The sequence below is a fragment of the Komagataeibacter melaceti genome, from assembly GCF_003403295.1.
Classification (GTDB): Bacteria; Pseudomonadota; Alphaproteobacteria; order Acetobacterales; family Acetobacteraceae; genus Komagataeibacter; species Komagataeibacter melaceti.
Window position 1 is genome coordinate 20660 of record NZ_QUWV01000090.1, and the last position, 26144, is coordinate 46803.

General features: G+C 59.3%; 22 protein-coding genes. 5 read left to right on the top strand and 17 right to left on the bottom strand.

Going from position 1 to position 26144, the window contains the following annotated elements; all coding sequences use genetic code 11:
• Window positions 1-121: 121 nt before the first annotated feature.
• The 4 genes from DY926_RS10955 to DY926_RS10970 all read right to left on the bottom strand — a co-directional run bounded on the left by DY926_RS10955 (window position 122) and on the right by DY926_RS10970 (window position 6444).
• Entirely contained in the window at window positions 122-1372 is a 1251-nt protein-coding gene (locus tag DY926_RS10955) for a PepSY-associated TM helix domain-containing protein (RefSeq protein ID WP_116703405.1), read from the bottom strand.
• 774 nt (window positions 1373-2146) lie between these two features.
• Entirely contained in the window at window positions 2147-4714 is a 2568-nt protein-coding gene (locus DY926_RS10960) for a TonB-dependent siderophore receptor (RefSeq protein ID WP_241503170.1), read from the bottom strand.
• 193 nt (window positions 4715-4907) lie between these two features.
• Window positions 4908-5864, bottom strand: a complete 957-nt coding sequence (locus DY926_RS10965; RefSeq protein WP_116703406.1) for a FecR family protein — start codon at window positions 5862-5864, stop codon at window positions 4908-4910.
• Window positions 5865-5946: 82 nt separating this feature from the next.
• Window positions 5947-6444 (bottom strand): RNA polymerase sigma factor, encoded by a 498-nt coding sequence (locus DY926_RS10970; protein ID WP_158551961.1) that lies wholly within the window; start codon window positions 6442-6444, stop codon window positions 5947-5949.
• A gap of 63 nt (window positions 6445-6507) precedes the next feature.
• On the opposite strand from DY926_RS10970, the gene DY926_RS10975 reads away from it, so the two are divergent.
• Entirely contained in the window at window positions 6508-7542 is a 1035-nt protein-coding gene (locus DY926_RS10975) for a LysR family transcriptional regulator (RefSeq protein ID WP_116703408.1), read from the top strand.
• On the opposite strand, the gene DY926_RS10980 is transcribed toward DY926_RS10975, so the two are convergent.
• From DY926_RS10980 to trbB, 11 genes are read right to left on the bottom strand one after another with little or no spacing between them, the layout of a single operon-like run.
• Window positions 7460-7717 carry a DUF2274 domain-containing protein gene (locus tag DY926_RS10980; RefSeq protein ID WP_116703409.1) on the bottom strand — a complete coding sequence of 86 codons (258 nt, stop codon included), beginning with the start codon at window positions 7715-7717 and terminating at the stop codon, window positions 7460-7462. The genes DY926_RS10975 and DY926_RS10980 overlap by 83 nt on opposite strands.
• On the bottom strand, window positions 7714-8898 hold the full coding sequence (locus DY926_RS10985) for a TrbI/VirB10 family protein (RefSeq protein ID WP_116703410.1): 1185 nt from the start codon (window positions 8896-8898) through the stop codon (window positions 7714-7716). Before DY926_RS10985 ends, DY926_RS10980 begins: the two co-directional genes overlap by 4 nt.
• Window positions 8895-9878, bottom strand: coding sequence for a P-type conjugative transfer protein TrbG (gene trbG, locus DY926_RS10990; protein ID WP_116703411.1), 984 nt, complete (start codon window positions 9876-9878; stop codon window positions 8895-8897). The genes DY926_RS10985 and trbG overlap by 4 nt, the downstream gene beginning before the upstream one ends.
• Window positions 9878-10558 (bottom strand): conjugal transfer protein TrbF, encoded by a 681-nt coding sequence (gene trbF / locus DY926_RS10995; protein WP_116703412.1) that lies wholly within the window; start codon window positions 10556-10558, stop codon window positions 9878-9880. Before trbF ends, trbG begins: the two co-directional genes overlap by 1 nt.
• A gap of 2 nt (window positions 10559-10560) precedes the next feature.
• Entirely contained in the window at window positions 10561-11838 is a 1278-nt protein-coding gene (gene trbL, locus DY926_RS11000; protein WP_116703413.1) for a P-type conjugative transfer protein TrbL, read from the bottom strand.
• Between the two features lie 2 nt (window positions 11839-11840).
• Complete coding sequence (gene trbK-alt / locus DY926_RS11005; RefSeq protein ID WP_116703414.1) at window positions 11841-12125, bottom strand: putative entry exclusion protein TrbK-alt; 285 nt, start codon at window positions 12123-12125, stop codon at window positions 11841-11843.
• Window positions 12125-12868, bottom strand: coding sequence for a P-type conjugative transfer protein TrbJ (gene trbJ / locus DY926_RS11010; RefSeq protein ID WP_241503171.1), 744 nt, complete (start codon window positions 12866-12868; stop codon window positions 12125-12127). Before trbJ ends, trbK-alt begins: the two co-directional genes overlap by 1 nt.
• Window positions 12865-15291 carry a conjugal transfer protein TrbE gene (trbE, locus tag DY926_RS11015; protein ID WP_116703416.1) on the bottom strand — a complete coding sequence of 809 codons (2427 nt, stop codon included), beginning with the start codon at window positions 15289-15291 and terminating at the stop codon, window positions 12865-12867. Before trbE ends, trbJ begins: the two co-directional genes overlap by 4 nt.
• 6 nt (window positions 15292-15297) lie before the next feature.
• Window positions 15298-15567, bottom strand: a complete 270-nt coding sequence (locus tag DY926_RS11020; protein WP_116703417.1) for a VirB3 family type IV secretion system protein — start codon at window positions 15565-15567, stop codon at window positions 15298-15300.
• The gene (locus DY926_RS11025; RefSeq protein WP_087608834.1) at window positions 15567-15890 is read right to left on the bottom strand and encodes a TrbC/VirB2 family protein; all 324 of its coding nucleotides are present in this window, start codon (window positions 15888-15890) and stop codon (window positions 15567-15569) included. Before DY926_RS11025 ends, DY926_RS11020 begins: the two co-directional genes overlap by 1 nt.
• Window positions 15890-16858, bottom strand: coding sequence for a P-type conjugative transfer ATPase TrbB (gene trbB / locus DY926_RS11030; protein WP_116703418.1), 969 nt, complete (start codon window positions 16856-16858; stop codon window positions 15890-15892). The genes DY926_RS11025 and trbB overlap by 1 nt, the downstream gene beginning before the upstream one ends.
• 629 nt (window positions 16859-17487) lie before the next feature.
• On the opposite strand from trbB, the gene DY926_RS11035 reads away from it, so the two are divergent.
• Window positions 17488-18348: a hypothetical protein gene (locus DY926_RS11035; RefSeq protein ID WP_116703419.1), complete on the top strand. Its 861-nt coding sequence runs from the start codon at window positions 17488-17490 to the stop codon at window positions 18346-18348.
• A gap of 22 nt (window positions 18349-18370) precedes the next feature.
• The gene (locus DY926_RS11040; protein WP_116703420.1) at window positions 18371-19708 is read left to right on the top strand and encodes a hypothetical protein; all 1338 of its coding nucleotides are present in this window, start codon (window positions 18371-18373) and stop codon (window positions 19706-19708) included.
• A gap of 282 nt (window positions 19709-19990) precedes the next feature.
• Here the strand turns inward: DY926_RS11040 and DY926_RS11045 are convergent, their stop codons facing one another.
• Window positions 19991-20443, bottom strand: a complete 453-nt coding sequence (locus DY926_RS11045) for a MarR family winged helix-turn-helix transcriptional regulator (protein WP_116703421.1) — start codon at window positions 20441-20443, stop codon at window positions 19991-19993.
• Window positions 20444-20510: 67 nt separating this feature from the next.
• Here DY926_RS11045 and DY926_RS11050 point away from each other — a divergent pair, with 67 nt between their 5' ends.
• Window positions 20511-22025 carry an FAD-dependent oxidoreductase gene (locus DY926_RS11050; RefSeq protein ID WP_196778575.1) on the top strand — a complete coding sequence of 505 codons (1515 nt, stop codon included), beginning with the start codon at window positions 20511-20513 and terminating at the stop codon, window positions 22023-22025.
• A 498-nt stretch (window positions 22026-22523) separates the two neighbouring features.
• Window positions 22524-24461, top strand: coding sequence for a hypothetical protein (locus tag DY926_RS11055; RefSeq protein ID WP_196778576.1), 1938 nt, complete (start codon window positions 22524-22526; stop codon window positions 24459-24461).
• 275 nt (window positions 24462-24736) lie between these two features.
• Here DY926_RS11055 and DY926_RS11060 read toward each other — a convergent pair whose 3' ends face one another.
• On the bottom strand, window positions 24737-26050 hold the full coding sequence (locus DY926_RS11060) for a helix-hairpin-helix domain-containing protein (RefSeq protein ID WP_408886053.1): 1314 nt from the start codon (window positions 26048-26050) through the stop codon (window positions 24737-24739).
• Window positions 26051-26144 lie beyond the last annotated feature (94 nt).

The window sequence follows — 26144 nt, forward strand, 5'->3', positions numbered from 1 at the left end:
CTTGCAGGGGGAAACATCACGGATCTGGCATCAGTCTGGGGCGCAACCCATTGAGCCCACGCAGGTTTCCGACTTCGGTTTCTGGTGGTTCCGTTGGCGGGGTGGATGAAAAAGGCGGGGATCATCTTGCTCCCTCCCCTGCAGCGTGAGGCAACGGGACAAGCTCAGACGTATCATCCAGTTCATATCCCAGCGCCTGCAGACGGGCGTCGGTGGCGATCTTCCGTTTGGCCGCCCACAGCACCAGACCGCTGACCAGCACCCCGATCACCACCACATCGAGCAGCGCCCAGAGGATTTTCAGCGGCATACCGCCGTAATCGCCGAAATGCAGGGGGCGGGAAATTTCCAGAAAACGCAGATACCACGGCATGGGATAGGCCCCGGTCAACTCGCCCGTACGGGCATCGACCAGCACTGGGGTGAACAGTCGCGCCCGCAGCGGGGTCGCGCCCCGGGTCCAGAGCACGTAATGCACCGGGCTGCCGAAGGAGGCACCGGGGAAGGACAGGCCGGTCACCTCATTGCCAGGTGCCGCTTTTGCCGCCGTATCGAACGCGGCCTGCACCGAGGACAGATGGTCCTGCGACGGCACTGGCAGACTGGCGTAGGGGCGCAAAATCTGCCGCACATCGGTCACACGCCATAGACCGAACAGCGGGGTCTGGAGTTCGTTGACGAGCCCGGTGAAGCCCACCACCGTCGCCCAGACCAGTGTTGCGGCCCCCAGCAGGTTGTGCAGGTCCAGCCATGTCAGGCGCGAGGCCCGATCCGTTCGGACCGAACCGAACGGCAGCCGCTTCATGAAACGGCCATACAGCACCGTACCGGAAATGAGAGAGGCGACGAACACGCCGCCCATAAGGCCAAGAAACAGCCGACCGGGCAGATAGGCGAACAGGCTGGTATGGAGCCGATTGCAGATGCCCATGATGATGCCGGTCCAGGTGCGCGGCTCCTTGGGCGCATCGGCCGGGCGCGACTGCTCCAGCACCTTGGCCGTGCGGGCGTCGAACTTGATCCAGTGTCCGGAATGCCGGTCGGGATAGTTCTCGTCGTCCTTCAGGGCCTGCCAACTCGGCGCCATGGAGACCAGCACCGCCGGTTCATCATCATCCGGATTGACGCTGGTGATGATCTGGCCGGGATAGAGTGCACGCGCCTTATCCACGATGACATCCAAGCTGGCGTTCGGCGTGCCTGCTGGCAGAACCTCGTAAGGCGGGTCATCGTCGCCCACAAATGTGTCCCATATCTGCTCGGAAAACAGCAGCGGCAGGCCAGTCACGCACACGATCAGCAGGAACAGCGTGCAGACCAGGCTCGTCCATTTATGGACCACGAACCAGCGGCGAAGCGTGCGGGTGGTCATGAAAGCCGCGCACTCACAAATGCGTGTAAGAGTGAGTCGCAAACGATAAAATGACAAATGACCACGTCCACTCCTTCCGTGGGAAACCAATTCCCGTTGCGGCTCCGATAGTATCGTGAGCGGCCGAACGGTTAAGCGAACGCCGCCTTACTATGTGTAAGACGAGCGAACTGGATGTTTTCAGTAACAGAAATCAAAAAAAGATCGTGAGATGGTAATCCGTCGAAGCTCTCATTTGCGTAAGGGCACCGTGCAGCCTCGCGCATCGTGTCATGGTCTCATCATAAACTCGGCAGGATCGCCTCACGTTTTTTGCGTCGCCACCCACCACGCTTCTCGCATCCCGGCTTCGTGAATGCTGCACACCCCTACTCCACGAATTTGGCACGGAACATTACACGGATATCGCAGGAGGCTCCTCACGCAGATTGCATGGCGTGACCTCACGAATCTGGCACGTGTGCGGCTTCTAATGCTTTGAATGCATAGAGAATCAGGAGCTCCGTTTCGGCGTTGCCCGTCGTTGCAAGGTGGAAGCGAGATTGGGGCTGTCACAACACATTCAGGAAGCCGCAATCACCTGCATACTGCGTTCAGATGAAAGTGCTCTGCTACTGGTCTTCTTCGTTTGATAGATAGGAACAGCGCATGCTTCTTGCTGGCGTGCCCCTCCGGAACTTGTAGCAGCGCCGCCCCACGACTTTGGCATTAGAACGCGGGGCAATACTTTGAATTTAAATAAGGAAAGTCGGTGCAGTTTCGGACGGTAAAATTTCACCAACTATACGAAAGATTTCCATATATGCGCTGGCCCTGTCCGTAGTAGCAAGCTCCCCCACCACTACTAGAACTACAAGATGTAACGTATCTCTTGTTCGCGAGGTTTGAGATCGCCAGCTGTGCTTTCAATCCCTTGAGAGTAGGAGTTAATGCAGAAAAATCGTAATGGGCGCCGACATCAAATATAGTATACGCAGGCGCTTTAAACGAGTTTGCATTATCGGCATAGGTCATTCCAATATATCGAACGCCGAAATTCACACCAAAACCGTGCAGAATTCTTGCAGATGGAGTATAGTCAATAAACATATTAACCATATTTCTAGGTAGACCGGCTATATATTTTCCCTTCTCTGAGACTTCGCCAATGACGTTCCCGTACATATCCCTCTGATTTTCAACTGTATCGCTCTTTGCTACTCGTGTGTCATTAAAGCTATATGACGCTGTTAAATGAAGATCCTTGGTAATGTTCGCATGCGCGGATAACTCAACCCCTTTAGATACAACAGTCCCGGCATCAACCTGATAACCTGGGTTGGTCGTGTCGGTGATGGCGTAGTGACTTTCTTTAATATGATACGCAGCGGCAGTCAGAAAAATATCGGAATGTGGGATTAAGTATTTTAGTCCCGCCTCGAACTGATCGCCTTGGTTGGGCTTGAACAACTTTCCTGCCGCGTCGAAATATCCAACCTGAGGCATGAAAGAGGTTGCATAGCTGAAATAAGGCGTCAGCCCAAAATCAAAATTATAAGTAAAGCCTGCACGCCATGTAAATGCGGAGGCAGGTTCCTTATGTTCAGTACTTATATGTCGTGCCACATTTGTCGCACCAATATGGCGCTGGGCATAAACAGTTCCATCATAACCATACCAGTCCTGTCGTCCTCCTAAGGTCACAGTAAGCTTATGAAACTTCATCTGATCCTGAAAATATACACCTTTCTGATTTAACGTCTGGAACAAATCCTGATTCGTAACCATGTCGGATCCCGAGAAGCTATAATTAGGAGACCATACGTATTGAGGCTGCCATATATTTATTGAGGATGCGCTAAGATCATAATAAATATTCTGTTCTACTTTAACCTGGCGAAAATCCATACCAGCCACAATGGTGTGATTAACGGGTCCAGTAGAGAAATGACTAATTATCTTGCTATCTAGACCAATCGTTTTTTTAGGCTGAGAAGCTTTATTCCCTGTTCTCTCATATGTAGAACCATCACTATCTAGATTAGCTCCACTCAGGGAATTATATTTCGCAGTCGAACTTTCGTACATAAATGTCTGCTGGAATTCAAAATGCTTGTTAAATTTGTGGGAGAATTGATATTCAAACCGCGCTTCCGATGTATTGAACTCATTAGCACTCGGCTCTCCTAGAAAACGGCTTCGAGGTAGGTATCCTCCCTTACCGCGCACTAGCGTGCCTATCAGTGGATAACCTGTGCCATAAAAGCCGTTATCAGGTGTGTATACATAACTCCCTACAAGGGTAACACTCGTTTTGTTATCGATATCCCATTTGATGGATGGCAGAATTCCCACTCTCTTATAATTCACATAATCCGTTTGCGTTCCTTGCGTCACACCGATTCCTGCAATCCGGTATTTGAGATTACCAGACTTTGTGATTTTATCACTTACATCAAATGTCGCTTCATAACGACCCCAGTTCCCAAAACCGACTGAAACATTTCGGATAGGCGTGTCAGTTGGCTGTTTTAAACGTGTTGCGATGATACCTCCGGGTCCTGTCTGCCCGTACATAACTGATGCAGGACCATTCAGAGCTTCTACCCGTTCGACAAAAGCAGTTTCGCCCGCGGACATAGAATTGGATTGAATACCATCAACATACTGCGTGGACTGAAAACCGCGCTGCATAAATCCTCCACCAGACGTACCAGCGTTTCCGTTGTTTCCGGTACCCGTTTTCTCAGAATACACACCGGGCATGTACCGAAGTGCCTCTTGGATATTTTGTGCTTGTTGGTCCTGAATCTCCTGTTTGGTAATTACGTAAACAGAACTGGGAATTTCCCATAAGGGCGTATCAGTCTTCGTACCCGCATCAGTATAGGTTGCGACATAACCGTTCCCGGGCCCGATAGCTGCTGCATGTGCGTTAAAGCTACCTCCGACCCGCACCGGACCAAGCGTGATATTGGCGGACGCCTTAACAAGGGAAATATGGTTTCCTGTAGATCGCGCAAATGTATAGCCGGTTCCAGCAAGAATACGGGAAAGCGCCTGATCCTCTGTCATCGTACCCGAAACAGCGTTTCCCTTCAGTCCCTTCACTTGGCTGGTCTCGAAGAATATCTGAAGATGCGCCTGCTGACTGAAGGCCAAAAGCGAATGGTTCAGATCCCCTGCCGGTATGTTCACGGACAATGTGCGCGCGGGGACAGTCGCGGCGACTTCCTGTGCCAGACCAGTTTCCGGAGATAAGCCAACGACACCCCAGGCCAGGGCACTTCCTGACATGAACAGGCGCAACAGCGCGCTGCGTCCGCGCTCCATATCGTTCCGCGCTTTACCAAACGCCCTCATTTTCTTACCTCATCACCGACAGCATCCTCAGAAAACGAGAATGCATTGCATTTGCGTTAATGAGTAAGACGGCTGGGATACCCGGACTCAGTAAAAGTTTTTGAGAAAAGATCGCATTTTTTTGGTTTTCTTCGTGATATCAGTCTGTTGCGTATGCACGCTGCAGCAGGCTGTTCGGTCTATAAGACTGGCTTCAGTAGATGACCGTGGCCAGACCGCCGACCGAAACTGAACGCAGTGCCAGTTGGCGGGTAATGGCCGTCACAGCACCATCCGTATCGGTACAAGAGAAGACACCGCTAACCCGTCGTGCGCCAAGACCGCTGCTCATCAGCATGATACGCCCGCGTCTGTAATGGTTGAGGCGGCCGATGACGTCAGACAGAGTGGCGTTGTCAAAAACAAGCTGGCCGTTGCGCCAGGCTGTCATCGAGGCAGCCGGAACGGAGACGGGCGTTCCCAACGTCCCGTCACGGCCATAATGAACGCTCTGCCCTTCTTCAACGATGACGGAACGGTGTAGTGTGCCCACATCGCGAGTGGCGACACGCACGCTATGCTCGGTCACGGTCGTATCGACGCCAGCGCCTTCGCGGGCAACCATGAATTCAGTGCCCAGCGCCGTTGACGTGCCTCCGGCTGATTCCACGACAAAGGGCCTACGTTCGTCTACCGTTACAGGAGCAACCGTGAAATAAGCCTCTCCGCCGATCAGCACGATCCGGCGTTCACTGGCGGTATAGCGAACGCTCAGGGCCGTATGGCTGTCCATGACGGCCATGCTGCCGTCGGCAAGATGGACTGTACGAATCTCGCCAACGGGTGTGGTGTAATCCGCCAGCCAGCGTCCCGGTTCGACCCATCCCGTGCCAATGCCAAGCCCCAGAACAAACAGGCCCGCGATACCGGCGCTCGTGACATGCGTTGCGGTTCGACGATGACGGGCCTTCTTTTCCCGGCTACCGACGTCCAGATCAGACCACAGGCTGGAAGCACGCTGGAACGCCGCTTCATGCAGGGATGACGCCAATCGCCATGTCGCAAACGCCCGTTTTTCTTCGGGCGTCAGTTTTCCGCCACCCAGGCGGATGACCCACTCCGCGGCTTCCGCATCAATCCTGTCCTGCTGATCGTCCGTACTGTCTGTCATTGGCCCTGCTTGCCGGGTGCGACGGGGCGGTTACAGATAAGACGTCCGGACATCACGAAACCAGTAAAAGAAAACACGTGGATCAGCGCGGCAGACGCGACAGAAGATGGCGTAGGGCGGTGGCAAGATGCTTCTGCACAGTGCTTTCCGATACGTCCAGCCGGGTTGCAACGGTGCGGTAACTCAGCCCGGTTACCCGATTGAGTACGAAGATGCGCCGCGTCAGTTGGGGCAGTTCATCAAGGAGGGCTGCGATCTGCCTGATCTTTTCCCTTGCGGCGGCCACCTCGTCGGCCCGGGGCCGATCATCGGCGATATGGGCAAGATCATCGACAGGGACACTGGACGTCTTGCGGCGCTGCCGTGACCGGACGTGGTCGATCACCAGATTGCGCACCGTACTGTAAAGAAAGGCACGGCAGGCTCCGGCCGGGAGCGCATCGCCATGCTCCATAAACCGGACAAAGGTTTCCTGCACGAAGTCAGCGGCGAGGTCGCGGTCGTTCAGTTGCCTGCCGACATAGTCGGCCAGTTCACGCTGGTGGCTCGAAAACAGCCGACTGATTCGTATTCTGTCCACCCTGCGGGTCGCCTGATTGCCGTGATACAGACTTCCCCTAACACAACTAAGAACCGTTCGCAAATGGTACTTTTTCTTTGCGTTACTGAAATGACAGTCGTCAGACGTCTTTATCCCATAGGGGTTAATGGACAGGACGATTTCGCGATGAAACGCCTCCATTCGTTGAGTATACGCGACCTGCATATCCTGCAGGTACTCGACATGACGCGCAGCCTTGGCCGCGCGGCGACCGAACTGGGCACCTCCGTTGCGGCGCTGAGCCGCCGTCTCACCCGGATCGAAGACGTGCTCGGGATGACCCTCTTCGAACGCGGCGTGAACGGCACGGTGATTACCGCCCCGGGACGCCGCGTCCTGCAACATGCGCGCCGCATGATCGCCGAAGCCCATCATCTCCTTGCGCTCGGGAGCGGTTCCATGGACAACCTCGAAGGCGAAATCCGCCTTGGCCTCGCCTGCCCGCCGCTGCATCCGATAGTCGAAACATGGCTGCAGCGATGGAATGAAGCCCATCCCCGGACACGGATCGGGTTATATGCACCGCTGGAAGAAAGCGTGACGGCCCTGTTGTTGAACCGGGGCGTCGACGCTGCGATTCTCCACCCGGATGCGCTGACTGCCAGCCTTGCGTCCTTTGCGCTGTACCGTGAAAATATCATTGCCGTAATGCCCCAGCGCCATCGTCTTACGAAGCGCCAGACGGTGCTTCTGGTGGATCTGAGGGCGGAACACCTGTTGGTGCCGGTCATGGCACAGGACGACCGCTGTGCCCGTTTCCAGCTCGGACTGCTCGGACCACAGGCGCGCATCGTGATGCATCGGGGCGGCATGCTTACCCTGCTGTCACAGGTCCGCGCTGGCGCCGGGCTTGCCCTGTCCAGTACCGCCATTCGCGACCTGCAGCCACCGGGCCTCGCGTTCCGCAATATTGCCGACATTCAGGCTGAATTCGACATGCACCTGGCCTGGCGCGCCGAAGCCGAGAATGCCCTGCTGGGTCGGTTTGTCCGGTTTATGCGGACGGTGTCCCGGACCGGCCTCCCTCCCTCGTCTGCCCGTTCCGCAGACGCCGGAAACCCCGATCCGCCTGCATGAACCGAGCCAGCATGGGCGCAACCAGTCGTGCAGGCGGATAAGGCTCGGACAGATTGTCCTGACGGGCCATGATTTCGGCATAAGCCACCAGATCCCGGTACAGGGCCGCGGGCAGGTCCACCGTCAGGCGTACGGGTTTTTCGACCTCGATCGTCGTCAGCCTGAGCTTCGTCATTCTCCTGTCTCCCCATAGGGCCTGAGCACAAGGTCAGTCTTGACCATGACACGCATGGGCAGGCCTGGGCGGTTGATCGCCGTCGGCTTGATCGAGAGCGAGCGCGCCACAATCTGCTCTCCGGCCTGATTGAAGCTTTGCGATGCCCCCATCCGCAGTGCCTGGGCGATCCCCCCCTGCCCGCTGCTGATATCGGCTTCCGAGCCGATGCTGAGAATGGTCGAGAGGATGGCTGCCTCGAAGACCTGTCCCCAGTGATTATCCACCCTGTCGTGCAGGCCGGTATAGCCGCTGGCATCCATCCCGGGCAGGCGCTGCAGGGCAAGGGCGCGGGTATCGGGGAAGATAAGGCGGGTCCAGACCATCTGCACCCGGGTCTGGCCGAACCCGACCTGTGAATTATAGACCCCGGACAGGATGCTTCCCTGCGGGATAAGCAGGATATGACCGGTACGGCTGTCATAGACGTTCTCCGTAACACGGGCGGTTATGTCGCCCGGCAGTTCCGAACGGATCCCGGTGACAAGGGCAGCCGGGATGATCGACCCTGCCATCAACGTGAAGGGGCTTGCCGGTGCCCCGACCCGATCGGTAATGACCGTCTGGCGGTCTGCGGGACCGTTCAGAAACTGCTCTTTGCCATCAGTTTCTGCAGGCACCGGCTTATCGGCCGCACCCGGTATCGTGGACGTCGTGCCGGTCGTGGCCGGTTCTTCATGCGCCGTCTGGGTCTGGGCAAACAGCCGACTGAGCCGGGCGGCATCGCGTTCCTGCGCCATTTTCTGGGCCTGCGGATCACGCTCACGGGTTGGTGTCGCCATAACTGGTCCGGCAACCCCGGCCCTGAGCATGGGACCACCCAGATCACCTGGCAGCGGCGCCCCGAGACGCGGTGTGGCATGGGGCAGTTGCGAATAATCGCGGGGCAGCCCTGCCAGGCCATCGGGCGTGTTCCGGTTGCCGGTATTGTAGAGTTCAGGCGGTTTCACAGGGCCTGACGGCCGGAGCGCGTAATAGAGCGCGCCCCCCACGCCTGTCGCGCCGAGTGCGGCGAGAGACAGCAGGACCCGTCGCGACAGCCTTGTGACCGGCGGCCGTGTCGATCGCAGCCGCATTTCGGACGGCGGACGGAGCGTATCGGGCGGCCGTTCCTCGCTGGCCGTGTCATCGTTCCCGCTCATGACCGCCGCGCGCCATCCGTGCGGACGATCCGCACCATCTGCTGTTTCCCGGTCCCGAGTTTGAGCTGGGCTGCGGCAAACAGGCGATCCACGACCATATGGGTGCCGCGTACGCGGTAATTGACCAGTTGCCCGTCCCCCTGCGGTCCGATCACCCAGAGCGGCGGCATTTCACCCTGCGCGATCCCGTTCGGGAAGTCGATGAACACCTGTCGCCCGTCATCATAGGCCCGGAGCGGTCGCCAGGGCACGTTGGCTCCTTCAATCCGGTAGCGGAAATTCAGGGCATCGAGATCGACGCCTGTGGCTACGGCCGCCTGTTCGTCGGCATCTGTGTCCTGCCGGCGCAGGGCCAGAAGCTGGTCCTGCGGATAATCCCACGACACCGATGCCATGTAAGTCCGCTCGTCGGAACGCAGTTCCAGATGATAGGTCCGCCGGTCGGTATTGATCACGAGATTGGTCATCAGATCCGGCCGCGTGGGTTTGAGCAGGATATGCACGCGGCGTTCGGCCCCGGTCCCGCTGGTGCTGTCGCCAATAATCCAGCGCACCGTATCACCTGCTGCTACCGGCCCCGTGCCCACCAGCTTCTCGCCGGTCTGGAGGGCGATATCCGTGATCTCGCCGGGCGCGGCATAAAGCTGGTAGAGCGCTCCATCGGAGAACGGATAGACCTGAATGGCGTTCAGGTAGCCCGAGCGGGTCGGCTGCACCCGCGCAGCATTGTTGGCCGCCTCGACGCGCACATGCGGATCGGCGGCTTCAGCATGCGAGCGGCCCCACGGGACCGGTTTGAGCTGACCCGGAAGGGGAAGCAGCTGGGGAAGTGCCACCACCTGCACCGGTTTGGGTGGCTCAGGCAGCCTCACGGCCTGCCGGGGCGTATTGTCATAGGGCACCGCTGGCGGCTTCCAGGTGGCGCAGGCGCAAAGCGGGCCGGTGGCAAGGAGCAATGGGACAAGCGAGAGGACACGCATCAGTTCAGCTCCCGTGACCAGTTGAGGGCATGGATGTAGATGCCCAGCGGGTTTTTCCTCAGCCGCTCGGCATTATCGGGCGACCGGACCACGACCGTCAGGATCGCGCTCCAGCGTTCGGTGACGGACAGGGCGCTGTCGACATAGCGACGCTCTACCCATTCGACCCGGAAGCTGTCATCCGAGGCGCGGATGACGCTGGCGATCTCGACCGAGACCTGCTGCCGCCCGACCAGGGCGAAAGGATCGTTGCTGCGCGCGTAATCGTTGAGCGCCAGCGCGCCGCGATCGGTGACGTAATCATAGGCGTCCAGCCAGTTCTGGCGCAGTACCACCGGATCGGCGGGAATGCCCCGCACTTCGGTAATGAAACGGGCCAGATACCAGGCGATCTGCGGATCGGTCGGGCGATAGGCGGCGGTTGCGGGGCCGACGGCCTGCGCCTGTCCCAGTTTGTCGACCTGGACCACCCAGGGCGTGATGGTGCCCCGCGCGGACTGCCAGACCAGCCCCATGGCGAGGCTTCCGGCCAGCGCCAGGCTGCCAAAGAAGGCCAGACGCCAGTTTTTCGCCTGCACGCGGGCAGAGCCGATACGCTCGTCCCAGACCTGACCGGCTTTCTGGTAGGGGGTTTCCGGCTCGGGCGTGCTGCCATAGCGGATGGTCGGGCGACGGAACATGCTCATTCTCCTTCCGACAGATCGACACCGGACCCGCCGCTCGGCCTGTCACCACCCCGGATGGCCTGCTCGGCAGCGGAAACCCCGCCCCGAATACGCTGATTGCGCTGCATGCGGCTGGCCCAGGCTGGCGGGGCGGAACTGCCGCCCGTGGCACCAGCGCCTCCTGTGGCCTGCGCGCCCCCTGCCCCGCCTGTCGCGGCGGAGGCGCCGGCGGCGTAGCTGGATTTCATGCTGGCGGCCGCCTTGCGCAGCGGACTCATCGCCGCCGAAGCGCCGGTGCCAACCACGTTGGACAGGCCCCCCGCGCCATAGGCGGCCCGTGCGCCGCCGGCCACAAAGGCCGCACCACGAGCGGCCCCCGCCGCCATGCCCATTGCTGCCCCGGCGCCGGCAACACCGGCAGCAGCGACACCAAGGGCCGCGGCACCAGCGCCCGCGACACCGAGACCGGTGCCGATCGCGGCCCCCGCCCCCAGTTGCGGCCCACCGGCAATCAGCCCGTTGGCCAGCGCCGGGCCGAAAATGGTCAGACCCAGCAGGGACAGGGCCGCCAGGATCAAGGTCAGGGCATCGTTGATGGTCGGCGGATCGCTGAACCCGGTCGTGAACTGGGAAAAGATGGTGGAGCCGATGCCCACGATCACGGCGAGCATGAGTACCTTCACACCGGAAGACACGACATTGCCCAGCACCTTTTCTGCCAGGAACGCCGTGCGCCCGAACAGGCCGAAAGGCACCAGAACGAAACCTGCCAGCGTGGTCAGCTTGAACTCGATCAGCGCAACGAAAAGCTGGATCGCCATGATGAAAAAGCTGATCACCACGATCAGCCAGGCCAGCAGCAGCACGATGATCTGGATAAAATTGTTGAAGATTGCGACGAACCCGACCAGCGAGGAGATCGAGGCCAGGATCGGCCGCCCCGCATCGATGCCCACCTGCGCCAGACGGCCCGGCTGCAGCAGTTGCGCCGCCGTCATCGTGCCGCCGCCCGCTTCGATCCCCAGCCCGGCAAAGGAATTGTAGATGATGCCCGCCAGGGAATTGAAATTGCCGATCAGATAGGCAAATACGCCAATATAGAGCGTCTTGCGGATCAGGCGTGCGAGGATGTCCTCATCAGGGGCCAGCGTCCAGAACAGGGCGGCAATGGTCAGATCGATGCCGATCAGGATCGAGGCCAGCCCGTGCACGTCCCCCTGCACCAGTCCAAAACCGGAATCGATATAGGTGGTGAAGACCCCGAGGAAATTGTCGATGACGCCGGTGCCCTGCATGGTCAGTGGCCCTTCGCATCACCGAGGAACCGCCGCCGGCTCTCGGCCCAGATGGCAGCACAGCCTGCGTCACCATCAGCCCGCAGACCGAGCGCCTCACATCGCGCCAGCCCGGCGGCCAGCGGATCAGAGGACCGAACAGGGGTCATGATCCCCACAGGCACGCCGGACAGGGGCGGGGCTGCTTTATGGCCAGCATGCCATCCGGCTACGGCGAAGATTGCCGCCGCCATGACTGCGGCGATGATCCGCGCGCCGACCGGCACCGTGATCCGGGGCCAGCGCATCAGTGAAACATCTGCGCGGAGCCGGGCTGATAGCCGGTGCCGTAGTTGAGGAAATTCGTCAGCTGTGCCCGGGCCTGTTCCTCCGCCTCGACCTGTCGAGCCCCTTCCAGGGCCTGGGCACGGGCCATGGCGGCACTGGTCGCGGTCAGATCGGCAAGCTGCCGGGTCTGGAGTGCCGCCAGCTGGTTGCCGGACTGCTGGGCCTGCAATGCCCCTTCAGCGGACTGACTGGAGGAGACCAGACCCGTGACCTGATCGCGCGTGCCATCGAGATTACCCACCACCCCGGCCTGCACCCGCAGGGAATCCTGATAGGCCGCCCGCGCGTTCTGCCAGCGCGTCTGCGCATCCCCCTGCATCTGGCTCGCGGATGTGGGGCTGGCAAGCGCTGCGGGATAGGTGCCGCTGAAGGCCTGATCGATGCTGGTGGTGCTGTAAGTCATCCCCTGTGCCTGCCCGAGCAACTGCTGGGTCTGGGCGATGGACTGCTCCAGCGTCGCAAGGGTGGAATACGGCAAGCTGGCAAGGTTGCGCGCCTGGTTGGCGAGCATCGTGGCCTCGTTGAGGAGGCTCTGGGCCTCCTGATTGACCTGCTGCAGTTCACGGGCAGCAATCAGGACGTTCTCGACATGATTTGCCCCGTCATAGACGGCCCATTGGGCGCGGGCTGGACGACCTGCCAGAACGGGCAGCAGCAGGCCCGCTCCGATAATGAAAACCGCCTTCATACGGGACGTTTTCATGACGGTTTCGCCCTTCCAAGCATGTCCAGCGCCCAGTCAGCCCCCCGATGGGCCAGCCAGGCGCGCGCAAAGCCGTCGGCCCCGCTTTCGGCGAGGACATGGGTGATGGCGGCCTGGTCCGTGGGTGAAGAGGCTGCGGTAAAGGCCAGCGCCACCTCGGACAGGCCCAGATCGAACAGCCGGTTACCACGCCGGGACTGGCAGTAGTAATCGCGCTTGGGCGTAGCCTGGGCGAGAATGGCAATCTGGCGGTCATTGAGGCCGAACCGGCGGTAGATGGCGGTGATCTGGGGTTCCAGCGCCCGCTCGTTGGGCAGCAGGATCCGGGTCGGGCAGCTTTCGATGATCGCGGGTGCGATCGGGCTGCCGTCAATATCGGCCAGCGACTGGGTCGCGAACACCACCGAGGCATTCTTCTTGCGCAGCGTCTTGAGCCATTCGCGCAACTGTCCCGCAAGGCCATGATCGTCCAGTGCCAGCCAGCCCTCGTCGATTAGCAGCAGGGTCGGACGACCATCCAGCCGCCCCTCGATGCGGTGAAACAGATAGGACAGCACGGCAGGGGCTGCTGCCGTTCCGATCAGCCCCTCGGTCTCGAAAATAAGGATGTCCCCCTCGCCCAGATGTTCCTGCTCGGCATCCAGCAGTCGTCCCCACGGGCCACCGACGGTAAAGGGCTGGAGGGCCTGCTTGAGCGCGTTGGACTGCAGGAGCGCCGACAGGCCGGTCAGCGTACGCTCTGGCAGGGGGGCTGATGCCAGCGAGATCAGGGCCGACCAGACATGATCGCGGATATCAGGGGTGATGGTGACGCCTTCGCGACCAAGCAGTTCCACCACCCATTCCGCAGCCCAGGCCCGCTCGCCTGCCGCGTCAATATCGCGCAGGGGTTGCAGGGCGACCGGTTCCGACATGTCCTCGGCGAGACCGCCGCCCAGGTCGTGCCAGTCACCGCCCATCGCAAGAGCCGCCGCCCGGATAGAGCCACCAAAATCGAAGGCAAAGATCTGGGCATTCCCGTAGCGGCGAAACTGCATCGCCATGAAGGCCAGCAGGACCGATTTGCCAGACCCCGTCGGTCCTACGATCAGCAGGTGCCCGACATCACCGACATGAAGGGCAAAACGGAATGGCGTCGCCCCTTCGGTCTTCGCAAAAAATAGCGGGGGTGCGCGGAAATGGCCGTCGCGTTCCGGCCCTGCCCATACGGCGGAAAACGGGATCATATGCGCAAGGTTCAGGGTCGAGAGGCAGGGCTGGCGCACATTGGAATAAATATGGCCCGGCAGGCTGCCCAGCCACGCTTCGACCGCATTGACCCCTTCGCGCATGCAGGTGAAGTCACGACCCTGAATGGTTTTTTCGACCTGACGCAGCCGGTCGTCAGCCACGGACGCGTCTTCGTCCCACACGGTAATCGTCGCGGTGACATAAGCCTGCCCCACCAGATCGGCGCCGAGTTCCTGCAATGCCGCATCGGCATCGGCTGCCTTGTTGGCGGCGTCGCTGTCCGTCAGGACCGAGGCCTCGTTGGTCATCACCTCCTTGAGGATCGCCATGATGGATTTGCGTTTGGCGAACCACTGGCGGCGGATCTTCCCCAGGGCTTTTGTCGCATCCGTCCGGTCCATGCAGATCGCGCGCGTGGACCAGCGGTAGGGAAAGGCCAGCCGGTTGAGGTCGTCCAGCAGGCCCGGCCAGGTCCGGGTGGGAAACCCGGTAACCGTCAGGATGCGAAGATGCGCGTCGCCCAGTCTTGGCAGGAGGCCGCCGGTCAGATCCTCATCGACCAGAATGGCGTCGAGATACATCGGAATTTCCGGCACCCGCACGCGTTGCAGCCGGGTCGAGACACAGGAATGAAGGTAGGACAGGGTCTCGCCGTCGTCGAGCCACGCAACCTCGGGCATGAAGCCCTCGATCAGGGCCAGCACGCGGTCGGTGCGATCGAGAAACCCGGCCATCACCGCACGCCAGTCGGATCCCGTGCCGGCCCGGTTCTCGTAAAGCCAGGATTCTGCCCGAGCGGCATCGTCGGCCGGCGGAAGCCAGACAAGGGTCAGGAAATAATGGCTTTCGAAATGCGCCCCTTCTTCCTCGAACTGTGCGCGGCGCTCGGCATCGACCAGGGCTGAAGCCGGGTCGGGAAACTGCGACAGCGGATAATCCCGTGCGGGACGGCGCTGGGCCTCGACAGACAGCGACCAGCCGGAGCCAAAGCGCCGGAACGCGTTATTGACGCGTGACGTGATGGCCACGAGTTCGGCTTCGGTCGCGGAGTCCAGGTCCGGCCCCCGGAAGCGGGCGGTGCGCTGGAAGGCACCATCCTTGTTCAGGACCACGCCTTTGGCGACCAGTGCTGCCCACGGCAGGAAATCAGCCAGACGGTCGCGACGATGGCGGTATTCGGCAAGATTGAGCATGACCCCTCACCGGACCATATGGGTGGGATAGCGCAGGTGCCGGCGCACCACGTCCACGAAGGCCGGATCCCGCCTGGCAGCCCAGACGGCAGCCAGATGACCGAGCAGCCAGAGCACAGCGCCGCCGACCCACAGCCGCAGGCCAAGCCCGAGGGCTGCCGCCAGCGTGCCATTGACGATGGCGACCGTGCGCGGTGCGCCGCCGAGCAGGATCGGCTCGACAAGCGACCGATGCACGGGGGCGAAATAGCCGGGGGCGTTTTCAGGTATTTCCATCAGATCAGCGCTCCCCCCGAGAACGAGAAGAAGGACAGGAAGAACGAACTGGCGGCAAAGGCGATGGACAGTCCGAACACGATCTGGATCAGGCGGCGGAAACCACCCGAGGTTTCCCCGAAAGCCAGCGTCAGGCCGGTCACGGTGATGATGATCACCGAGATGATCTTGGCTACCGGTCCCTGTACGGATTCCAGGATCTCGTTGAGCGGGGTTTCCCATGGCATGCTTGACCCCGATGCGTAGGCCGGGACGGCAAGCAGAAGGGTGGATACGGGCGCAAGCGCTACGGCCGCGCGACGGCGCAGGACGGACGGGGTCATCATGACACGTCTCCGACGGATTTGAGGATGTAATCATCGTTCGGGCCGAGCCCCTCGACGGAAGCGATTTCGACAAGACGACGCGCGCTGCCGCGACCGGCCAGCACGGCGATCATGTCGATGGTTTCGGCGATCAGGGCGCGCGGCACCGTGACGACAGCTTCCTGGATCAATTGTTCCAGCCGCCTGAGCGCAGCGATGGCCGATCCGGCATGCAGGGTTCCGACGCCACCGGGATGGCCGGTACCCCAGGCCTTGAGCAGGTCGAGGGCTTCGGCTCCCCTCACCTCGCCAATCGGAATGCGATCGGGGCGCAGGCGTAGCGACGACCGGACTAGGTCGGACAGCGTGACAACGCCGTCCTTGGTCCGCAGCGCGACAAGGTTGGGAGCCGCGCATTGCAGTTCACGGGTGTCCTCGATCAGCACGACGCGGTCGCCACTGGTGGCGATCTCCGCCAGCAGGGCGTTCACCAGGGTCGTCTTGCCCGTCGAGGTGCCCCCGACGACAAGGATGTTCCGGCGCTCCCGGACAGCCTCACGCAGAATGTCAGCCTGCGTGGCGGTCATGATCGCGGACGCGACATAGTCACCCAGTGAAAACACTGCTACGGCGGGACGTCGGATCGCAAAGCAGGGTGCCGCGACCACTGGTGGCAGCAGCCCCTCGAACCGCTCCCCTGTTCCCGGTAGTTCGGCGGAAACGCGGGGACAGGCGGGATGGACTTCTGCCCCGACATGATGGGCGACCAGGCGCATGATGCGTTCAGCATCGGCCGCATTGATCCGGGTGCCCGTATCCTCCATGCCGCCTGTCAGACGGTCGATCCAAAGCCGTCCGTCAGGGTTGAGCATCACCTCGGCAATGGCGGGATCGTCGAGGTGACAGGCAATTGCGGCTCCCAGTGCGGTACGCAGCATGCGCGCTCCACGGGCAGCCGCTTCGGAACGAGGAGAAATGACGGACATGGAAGACCCCGGCGACAAGCCTCGCAAGCGAGGCAGTGACGTAACAAGGTCAATTAGAGAAAGACATGGCCATGCAAACGCAACAAGTCAGTTGCGCGATAGGGCGCGCGGATAAGAAAACTTGCGACCGGCAGGATGCAGGCTGGTCACGCTATTCGGGCCATCCAAGACAATGGGCCACATGATGCCACCGATGATAGGGAAGCACATTCAGAATTGGTAGAACTGTATAAAGACGCTGCCAAAAGAGCCTTCATAATGTCGTCTTTGGGGGGGAAATGGAATGTCCGGTTTCAAGCCCTAAATATGAAGATACAGACATTTGAGTGCTCCGACCGCTTTGGCAGTTCTAAGTCCAATTCCGCCGTCCGAGCTGTCTTGCAAATCTTGTCCACAAGGCCTAAACTTAGTTTGTTGACAGGAGATGGTGCTGACCTTTGTTGCTGCACTCGTCTCCATGGGCATTATTTCTGTCAACGGTCCGGATCGGGTGTCCACGGAATCCGGACGCGGTCATGGTTTGAGACCCATGCTGTCTAGCTCCTAGCCGGTAACTGCTGGCTTGTTATTGATTTCGCCCGCCGTCCCAGTCGATGGGGCGGCGGGCACAATAGACTGAAGCTATTATTATGCTCGACGTCCATATTGCGGCAATATTAGAGGCTCTGAGTAACTGGCCCGAGGCGACAATAACCGGTGGACAGCTAAATAAGCTAATTCAAGGTGCGGCTCCAAATCTTGATATCCGAGCGATGGTGGGTATGCCCACGGGTTCGGGTGCATTAGCGGCATTCGTGCTTAGACATCTATCCGATGATCTCGAACAGATCGGATATCAAGGAAAGGACGTCCTCTATAGCATCCAAGGACGCGAAGCCTCTAAGCTACCCGACGGTGCAGCCTCGCAGATCTGGCGTACATTCGTCAGTCCCAGTTCCAGCAAGCACTTGGTGCTGAAACAGTCCATTCCCCTTCTGCTCGCGCGAGACGCTCCTGCCAATGGCGACGAAGCCGAAATTGAGATCCGGAAGGCCGACCTAGACGAACACGATGCGATCCGTCGCGCGTTCGCTGATACACTGCCTCCCGTCGCGGCCACGGCTTTGGAGCGAAGCGGTGCAGCCGATGCCGACTTCAATAAGTGGATCGCAACCCTAAGGAGAGCAGTTCCCGGATCCGTCCGGGATTGGGGAGAGTTTCGCCGCCAAAAGCTTGCCGAGTTGTTTCGGTCAAGGATCATGGATATTGGCCTAAGCCCCGCAATTCAATCAGCAGTTCTAGGCCAACTGACGGCTGCTGAGCGCGGGGCCTATAGCGCCTACGCTAAGGCCACCAAGTTACCTCGCCGTGCGTCGTCGTCTGCAGGTGCGAAAGATACGTTCGCGAGGGCCCGCCGGCTCGTCCATGCAGCGGTAGACCTGATGACGCTTGACGAACTGCGCACTATTAGACTTCCACTCGGCGTCGTACTCGACGCAGATCGCGATTGAACGGCGAGACGGCATTAAAGCCTTGACGAATGGTAAGCTCTTTATCGTGTTGCCTCTAAAGGACGCCGACAGACTCGAGGATCTGGCGCGGAGCGAGATCGTGCCGAACAGACGGGGGGAAGTCGTGGTCGTGGGCTACGGCGGCGCAGGCAAGGCGTCGAGCTCAGACCGTGCACGCGCCACTAGGCAATTGATAGGACAGATCGCGAGCTTCCCACCGCATCCACGCAACCGGCTTTTCATCAACCGTGAGACCAAGTGCAGCTTCGAAGACTTGATTGATTGGTGGTGCGCCGAGAACTTCGGTGATGCAGCAACGAGGAAGCTCGCGCCGGCTGCAATTAGGCGTGAGCTTGGCGAGCATCTTCAATCGATAGGCGCGCACTGGCGCCACCATGCTACCGCTGAACTGAATCGGTTCGAGAGCCAGCGCGGGAGCCTTGATGCTTGGCTTCAACAGTTCGCCGAGCTGAGGTGCGGCACGATCGGCCCGAAGCTTGCCGCGCGGCTGCGCATCGTTCGCACAGGTGATCTACCGAGCGGTGCCTTCGCCATGCGTAAGGCCGACCAAGTCGGCCTTCGGCAGCTCGCGTGCTACATTGAGGACGACGACCAAGGTGGTAGTTGGGTCGAAATGAAGGGGCTGCTGGAGCGCACGTTCCCGCCTGGAACGGTTCACGCGTTACGCTGGCGCAAGGATGTCGGTACTCTTGAGTTCCCTTCTACGCCCGCTGACGAGATTGTAATCCATGAAGACGGGCTGTGGAGCGGACACGAGGTAGTTAGGCGCCTCCGTGCAATGAGCACGCAGTTGCCAACCGCGCCGGTGACGCTGCGGTACGGGATCGTCACAGATTTCGGTCTGCTTGTTGCGCGGCAAGCGATCCGCTTTCTTAACCTCGCGGGTCGCGTCTCTATTGATACGTCGCGTGCAGAGTTGCTCGACTTCCTAAATGGCAAAGTGCCAGAAGAAATGCGCCTTGGTCTTGGGATGGAGTTGTCACATTACTATGACACCCTCCACGACTATGTCGACAGTTACGCCTTTCGACCGCAAGCCGATTGGTCCAGCGACGAGATCGCTGCGTGTGAGAACATTGGTCGCCAGTTGGTGCGGGCATGGCTGAAGCAGGATGGCAGCGCGGCGCCCGATGAAGATAAAGTATCGCGCTTCGCACTCGGCGGCGGGGGCTTCGCTTCCATGGTCGCTTTTTCGCGCAGCATCCCCAAAGTATGCCTACCTCTACTCTGGCTCGGCGGACAGGTCACGTTGGGGGACAAGACCGTGGCGTGGAGACCGCTGCTGGTGGATTCGCGACGAGTTTCCAGTGTCGACCTACTTCGAGCAGGAAGTATCTGAGGTCGCCGGTGTACGTCATCCGGAAAACTCTGTAGTCTCTGTTCAATGGAGTTTGATAACATTCGACGTCAACTCCTTGGCTGCAAGTGGGTCAGGCCGCTGACGGACACTCCTGCCGCAGGCAGCTAAATCCATCGTGTCCGCTTAACGAAACATCATTCCAAGATTTGTATGATCACAGTGAGGCGACTGCCGCCTGTCTGCTCCATTCTTGAAGACGACATACGGCTTTACGAGGGAAGCAACCGGTTTGATTCTGGTGACAGATTTTCACTGGATTTATCATCGCATCAGGTCGTCAGCGAAGCGTCGCAAAAGCGTCCGTAACTGATCGAGGTCGGCATCCGTCCAGTCGACGAGAATGCGGTTCGCCAGTCTCTGGCGGGCCGCATTCAGCAGGTCGACCATTTCCTGTCCCTTTCCAGTCACTGTCGCTTCGCGAACACGCCTGTCCGCGGCAGACGGGTGGCGCTCGATAAGGCCCAGTTCTTCCAGCCTGGTCATCTGTCGGCTGATCGTCGTATGATCACGCCCTGTACGGTCCGCAAGTTCGACAACACCGACAGGACCGTAACGCCCTACGCGCGCCAGAAGCGGAAACAGGGCGCGATCCAGTGGAATGCCCGCTTCTTCGATCAGTCGATCATCCCGACGCGGCCGGTTGATTTCATCGACCAGATCGATGATCGCGGCATGAAGTCCGCGCAGGATATCAGGATCATGTGTATTATTCACGCTTTTTGTTGCCCTGGATGCCGATCTGAGATACGTGAATATTACACATTGATTCGCGGAGTTGCCAGTGTCCTTCGATACAGACGTCCTGATCTCGGGTGCCGGGGCCGCAGGCCTGACACTTGCGATTGACCTCGCCCGACGTGGGGTTGCGTTCCGACTGGTCGAGCAGAACACGCAGCCGTTCAGCGGATCGCGCGGGAAAGGCATCCAGCCCCGGACGATGGAGATCTTCGAGGATCTCGGCTTCGTCGACCGCGTGGCGGCGGCAGGCGGCCCTTACCCGCCGCTGTGCCAGTATCGTCCTGATGGAACCCACAACGTGTCGCTTCTGACGGAGGCGGAAGTCTTCCCCACTCCCGCCGAACCTTATGCCGCGCCGCTGATGCTGCCGCAGTTCGCAACCGAAGCCGTCATGCGGGAGCGGCTTGCCGAGCTTGGGCATCATCTCCGCTTCGGCACACGGCTGACCGGATTTGAACAGGACGCACATGGCGTGACGGCGAGGATGGGAGACGAAACCGGCGAGCATATGATCCGCGCCCGGTTCCTCGTCGGAACCGACGGCGGCCGCAGCTTCGTGCGCCATGCCCTGGCGATTGATTTTCCGGGAGAAGCACTGGGCGTGCGTGCGATCGTTGCCGATGTGCGGCTGGAAGGTCTTGATCGGTCCGTCTGGCATCGTTTCCAGCTCGGTTCACCGGCGACACAGGTGATGATCTGTCCGCTGGCGGGAACCGATCTGTTCCAGGTTCAGGCGCCCGTGGCACTGGAGGGAGAGGTCGACCTGTCTCCGGCCGGACTGACCGCGCTCATCGGGGCCCGGACCGGCAGAGGGGACATCGCCGTCCGCGCGGTGTCCTGGTCCTCGGTTTATGCGATGAATGCGCGTCTGGCTGATCGCTACCGGGTCGGACGCGTCTTCATCGCGGGGGATGCCGCTCGTGTTCACCCGCCAACCGGGGGTCAGGGTCTCAATACCAGCGTTCAGGACGCCTATAATCTCGGCTGGAAGCTGGCCTCCGTGCTCGCGGGTGCGCCGGAAGCGCTGCTCGACAGCTACGAGGCGGAGCGCCGGCAGATCGCGTCGAACATGCTTCATCTCTCGACGCGGCTGCTTGGTGAAGCAAAGCAGGGCACCATGCGGCGCGATCGCGAAGCGCGTCAGCTCGACCTCGGCTATCGCGGCTCATCATTGAGCGCGCCCGGCTCGGTGGGCGGCAGAGTGCAGGCGGGTGATCGCGCCCCCGATGCGCCCTGTCGCGGACAGGCGGGGCAACGGACACGGCTGTTCACGGTTTTTCAAGGGTTTCACTGGACCCTGCTCGGCTACCAGCCGCATGACCGGCCGTCGGCTATCGCGGGCGTTCGTATCGTCACCGTTGGAGCGGGGCATGAACTCGTCGACGAAGATGGCGATATCGCCGAAGCGTACGGGATCGAACCCGGTCAGTGGGTGCTCGTGCGTCCGGACGGTTACATCGCCGGAATCTTTCCCTCTGACGGACTGGGGCCGCAGCTTTCGCGCTACCTCGCGCACGTGCTGCCGTCCTGCCCGGCCGATACGCTCAATGGGTCATGATGGGGGAAGGCAGAAGGTCAATTAATGGGAAGAGATAACCGAAAGCAGCGATTTCGTGCGCTCATGTTGATGACGCCTGCTAACTAAAGGTGGCCGTTCCCATCCACATCGGTAAACGCTTGGTCTGGTTGAAAGCGGACGCTAGACACAGGCCCCGTTTATCCGGTCATTAGACTGCTTACCCCTCACACACCTAAGGGAGCGCCTCGATTTTTCCATCAACCGATGTGTGTTTGACTTGCAAGCCGTGCTACGGTCAGAAGTGACAGTGATCGAAACCTAAGGCATGGATTGAAACGAACATGACGCTGGACGTTAGGGGAAGCATTAAGAATACCAAATTAAGTTCCAATCCTTATGTCGTGTTTGAAGAAATTATTTCCAACGCCATAGATTCTTTATCTTATCCGAACTCATGAGGATGGCTCTGTTCCAAATCTCATCGTTAAAATTCGAGTTGATTTTTCATCGAGCGATCTCTTGGACGATGAGGAGGTCATGGCGGTTTCCTGTAAGGACAACGGATGCGGGCTTGGTGACGAACAGCTCAAGGCTTTTCTGACGAAAGATACATCCTACAAGGATGATCTTCTCATCTCGGGAATTGGGCAATGCAAGGGTGCTGGCCGCATCCAGTATTTTCATCATTTTTCTGCCTTGTCGATCGACAGTACCTTTCGTCAGGGAACGGACATCGTTAGACGTCAGATGCGCTATTCCGATCTGCAAAAGCAGATTGACTATGACGATTTCAAATCGTCTCCCGGCAATGATGGCGATATCGGGACTCTTATCCAGCTTGAGCAGTTCAAGGACACGACCCGCGCTCGGATCGCTCATGGCAAAACGCTGAGCCACCTGTTTTCGGCACCTGTCCTGAAAGAGCGAATGCTCATCGCCTTTCTTCAAAGACTAGTGAGTCTCGAAAGCCGCTTGGGCGACTTCGAGTTCGAGTTTCTGACGTCCCACTGGAATAGCGAAGATCAGGTCGAAACTCTGAAGCGCTCAGACCTGCCGACCGTTACAGCCTCTCCGGTCGTTCAGGTCGAAGAGCGTGACCCGCGTTCTGGCGACCCGCTAGGAACATTCCAGAGCTTCAAGCTGTCGCACTACCAGCTTGATGCCGCGATTTATGATCTTCCCGAAAACGCCATTGCTTTCTGTGCAAAGTTCTCTCCGGTCAGAAACATCACCCCCCGGTATCTGCGGACCCGGACCGAACAGAATAACCCGGTGGGCGGCTTCCATCATATTGTTTTGATTGAGAGTGATTTTCTTGACAGGCATGTCAATGAGCAGCGAGACAATTTCGACAACATTCCGGAGAACATCCCAACCGGCGATCTGTTCTCCGACGCTAAGCTGTCCTACGGCTCGATCCACGAGGTAATCGACCCGATCATCTATGCGATGGTGACACCGGCTGATTGGAAAAAGGAAGATGTTCTCAGGGAAATCTCCGATCAATTCGGTATCAGCGAAGCTATGCTCGCGGATACCTCGACCCGGATCATCTATGGAGAACCGGCAAAAGCGGTTGTCGAGCGCGTTCTAAAAAAATATCAGGAACGGGTGATTGACGAGACAGCGGAAATCTACAGCTTGAAGGAGGAAATTCTTAAGGCGGAGCCAGACTCGGACGAATACCGCAAGAAGATCGATGAAATCTCGTGGAAATATACCTCATCACTCAAGAATTTTGACATGGCCAACCTGTCGCAGCTCATCGTCCGCCGGGCAGCGATTGTCGAAATCCTTACTCTGGCCTGCGACAAGAATTTGGCGATGCAGGCGGTGGCGGAAGGTGTCCGCCGTAAGGATGAACAGATCATTCACAACATATTTTTCCCTATGCGGAAGGACAGCCAAGATGTATCCGACCATGACATCTGGCTGCTGAGCGAAGAATACCACTATTACGATTACATCGCTTCCGACATCCCACTCGCCAATATTAAGTGGAATGATGGAGAGGCGGTTTTTGAAAGCGACATAGACCAGAAATTTCAGGAGTTGCTCGCACGACGGGCTGACGACAATAGCGGAAAGCGACCTGACATCGCCCTGTTTAGCAAAGAGGGATCAGCCATCATCGTGGAGTTCAAGGCTCCCGGCGTGTCCACCGACGAGCATATCGGCGACCTGACCGAATATGCCCATCTACTTGCGGCCAAATCCGGCGGAAAGCTCAGGAAATTTTACGGATATTTGATCGGTGATACAGTTAACAACCTGCGTTTGGGAGGGAGTTGGACGCCGTTTCCGACCGGGAATGGCTGGTTTCAGTCCAGTCCGCTGATGGATCCGGCTACCCGCCAGCCGCTGGGAGAAACCTATTTTGAGATTTTACATTTCAGCGACGTGATCGACAGAGCAAAAAAGCGGATCGGTGTCTATCAGCAGAAACTCAACCTCAATTTTGACAAAGCGATCTAAACAGGTTCTTGATCCTGTTCCAGAACCTCGCCGCCTCTTCACAGCTATTGTTTCACGTCTGAACCTGCAAGGGTAAGTATCGTTCTGAGGTCGGTTACCACCGCGCTTATTGGTATAGCAGCAATGCCTCAAACGCCGTCTATCACGGTTCTCTTAAGAATGTCAGCTTTCGGAAAACTACCCTCACCACTTCGATGTCCGCTTTGTAAGCGTAAGAGGACATTACGAACTTGGATTATCCTGCTGACACAACATTCAATGGAAATTCCGGGCCTTCACAATGATATTTCGGAAGACCTGCCCTGATCGAAGTCTGGAGGTATCTGTAACGACCGATTTCCCACATCGGCCAATAGGCGGGAAAGATCAACAATCTCACGCGTCACGAGATGTACCACCTCCCCTTCCTTCTGCAGCCGTCCGACAACCCCCAGCATCTGTCCTGACAGGACTATCCGGCGGAAGCGCTCGAACATATCGGGCCAGATAATCACGTTGATCGCCGCCGTTTCGTCCTCCAGCGTCATGAACACCACGCCTTCGGCTGAACCGGGCCGCTGGCGGACCAGTACCAGCCCAGCCACCGACAGGCTGCTCCTGTCCCGGGCCTCCAGGGCCTGCCGGCACGTCACCATCCCGCGCTCGATAAGGTCGGCACGCAGGAAGGCCAGGGGATGATCCCGCAGGGTCAGGCCGGTGCGGTTGTAATCGCGTGCGACCTCGGCCCCGTCCCGCATGGGCTGGAGCAGCACGTCGGGTTCTTCCGCTTCACGCATGACGGCGGCTGCGGCAAACAGCGGCAGGGGTTCGTCACGTAGTGCTTTGATCGCCCACAACGCCTCGCGCCGGGCCAGGCCCAGTCCCGGCCGGAAGGCGTCCGCCTCGGCCAGATGGGTCAGGGCTGCCCCCTTCACCCCTGCCCTGCGCCACAGATCATCGACCGAGGCAAAGGGCCGGTCGCCCCGCGCCGCGACGATGCGGGCGGCATCCTCATTGGCCAGTCCTTTCACCAGGTTCATGCCCAGGCGGACGGCAAACAGCCCGTCATCCCGCTCCGGGCCTTCAAGTATGCTGTCCCAGCGCGAGGCGTTGACGCAGACCGGCCGGATCTCGACCCCATGTTCGCGCGCATCACGCACAAGCTGCGCCGGGGCATAGAATCCCATGGGCTGGCTGTTCAGGAGTGCTGCCAGAAATACATCCGGATGGGCACATTTCATCCAGGATGACGAATAGGCCAGAATGGCGAAGCTGGCGGCATGGCTTTCGGGAAAGCCGTAACTGCCAAACCCCTCAAGCTGCTGGAAGATGCGTTCGGCAAAGGTCTCGGGATAACCCCGCGCCGTCATGCCCTCAATCAGCCGCGTGCGGAAACGCGAGACCGTGCCGGTATTCTTGAACGTCGCCATGGCCCGGCGCAACTGATCAGCTTCAGATGCCGAAAACCCGGCGCAGACCATGGCCACCTGCATCACCTGTTCCTGGAACAGCGGAATGCCCAGCGTCTTCCTGAGCACCTTTTCGAGTTCCGGCGTCGGGTAGATTTCCTTTTCCTGCCCGGCACGCCTGCGCAGATAGGGATGCACCATGTCCCCCTTATGTGGACGGCCTTTACGATGCAAGAGGTCACATTGATTGCATTGTCGTATCTTTCTTCTGCGTATTTTCGCTCCAGCGAAATGC

Excerpts from the sequence above, each read along its gene's own strand:
- DY926_RS10955 (WP_116703405.1), bottom strand. The coding sequence starts at position 1,372 with ATGACCACCCGCACGCTTCGCCGCTGGTTCGTGGTCCATAAATGGACG.
- DY926_RS10960 (WP_241503170.1), bottom strand. The coding sequence starts at position 4,714 with ATGAGGGCGTTTGGTAAAGCGCGGAACGATATGGAGCGCGGACGCAGC.
- DY926_RS10965 (WP_116703406.1), bottom strand. The coding sequence starts at position 5,864 with ATGACAGACAGTACGGACGATCAGCAGGACAGGATTGATGCGGAAGCC.
- DY926_RS10975 (WP_116703408.1), top strand. The coding sequence starts at position 6,508 with ATGGTACTTTTTCTTTGCGTTACTGAAATGACAGTCGTCAGACGTCTT.
- DY926_RS10980 (WP_116703409.1), bottom strand. The coding sequence starts at position 7,717 with ATGACGAAGCTCAGGCTGACGACGATCGAGGTCGAAAAACCCGTACGC.
- DY926_RS10985 (WP_116703410.1), bottom strand. The coding sequence starts at position 8,898 with ATGAGCGGGAACGATGACACGGCCAGCGAGGAACGGCCGCCCGATACG.
- trbG (WP_116703411.1), bottom strand. The coding sequence starts at position 9,878 with ATGCGTGTCCTCTCGCTTGTCCCATTGCTCCTTGCCACCGGCCCGCTT.
- trbF (WP_116703412.1), bottom strand. The coding sequence starts at position 10,558 with ATGTTCCGTCGCCCGACCATCCGCTATGGCAGCACGCCCGAGCCGGAA.
- trbL (WP_116703413.1), bottom strand. The coding sequence starts at position 11,838 with ATGCAGGGCACCGGCGTCATCGACAATTTCCTCGGGGTCTTCACCACC.
- trbK-alt (WP_116703414.1), bottom strand. The coding sequence starts at position 12,125 with ATGCGCTGGCCCCGGATCACGGTGCCGGTCGGCGCGCGGATCATCGCC.
- trbJ (WP_241503171.1), bottom strand. The coding sequence starts at position 12,868 with ATGAAAACGTCCCGTATGAAGGCGGTTTTCATTATCGGAGCGGGCCTG.
- trbE (WP_116703416.1), bottom strand. The coding sequence starts at position 15,291 with ATGCTCAATCTTGCCGAATACCGCCATCGTCGCGACCGTCTGGCTGAT.
- DY926_RS11020 (WP_116703417.1), bottom strand. The coding sequence starts at position 15,567 with ATGGAAATACCTGAAAACGCCCCCGGCTATTTCGCCCCCGTGCATCGG.
- DY926_RS11025 (WP_087608834.1), bottom strand. The coding sequence starts at position 15,890 with ATGACCCCGTCCGTCCTGCGCCGTCGCGCGGCCGTAGCGCTTGCGCCC.
- trbB (WP_116703418.1), bottom strand. The coding sequence starts at position 16,858 with ATGTCCGTCATTTCTCCTCGTTCCGAAGCGGCTGCCCGTGGAGCGCGC.
- DY926_RS11035 (WP_116703419.1), top strand. The coding sequence starts at position 17,488 with ATGCTCGACGTCCATATTGCGGCAATATTAGAGGCTCTGAGTAACTGG.
- DY926_RS11055 (WP_196778576.1), top strand. The coding sequence starts at position 22,524 with ATGGCGGTTTCCTGTAAGGACAACGGATGCGGGCTTGGTGACGAACAG.
- DY926_RS11060 (WP_408886053.1), bottom strand. The coding sequence starts at position 26,050 with ATGGTGCATCCCTATCTGCGCAGGCGTGCCGGGCAGGAAAAGGAAATC.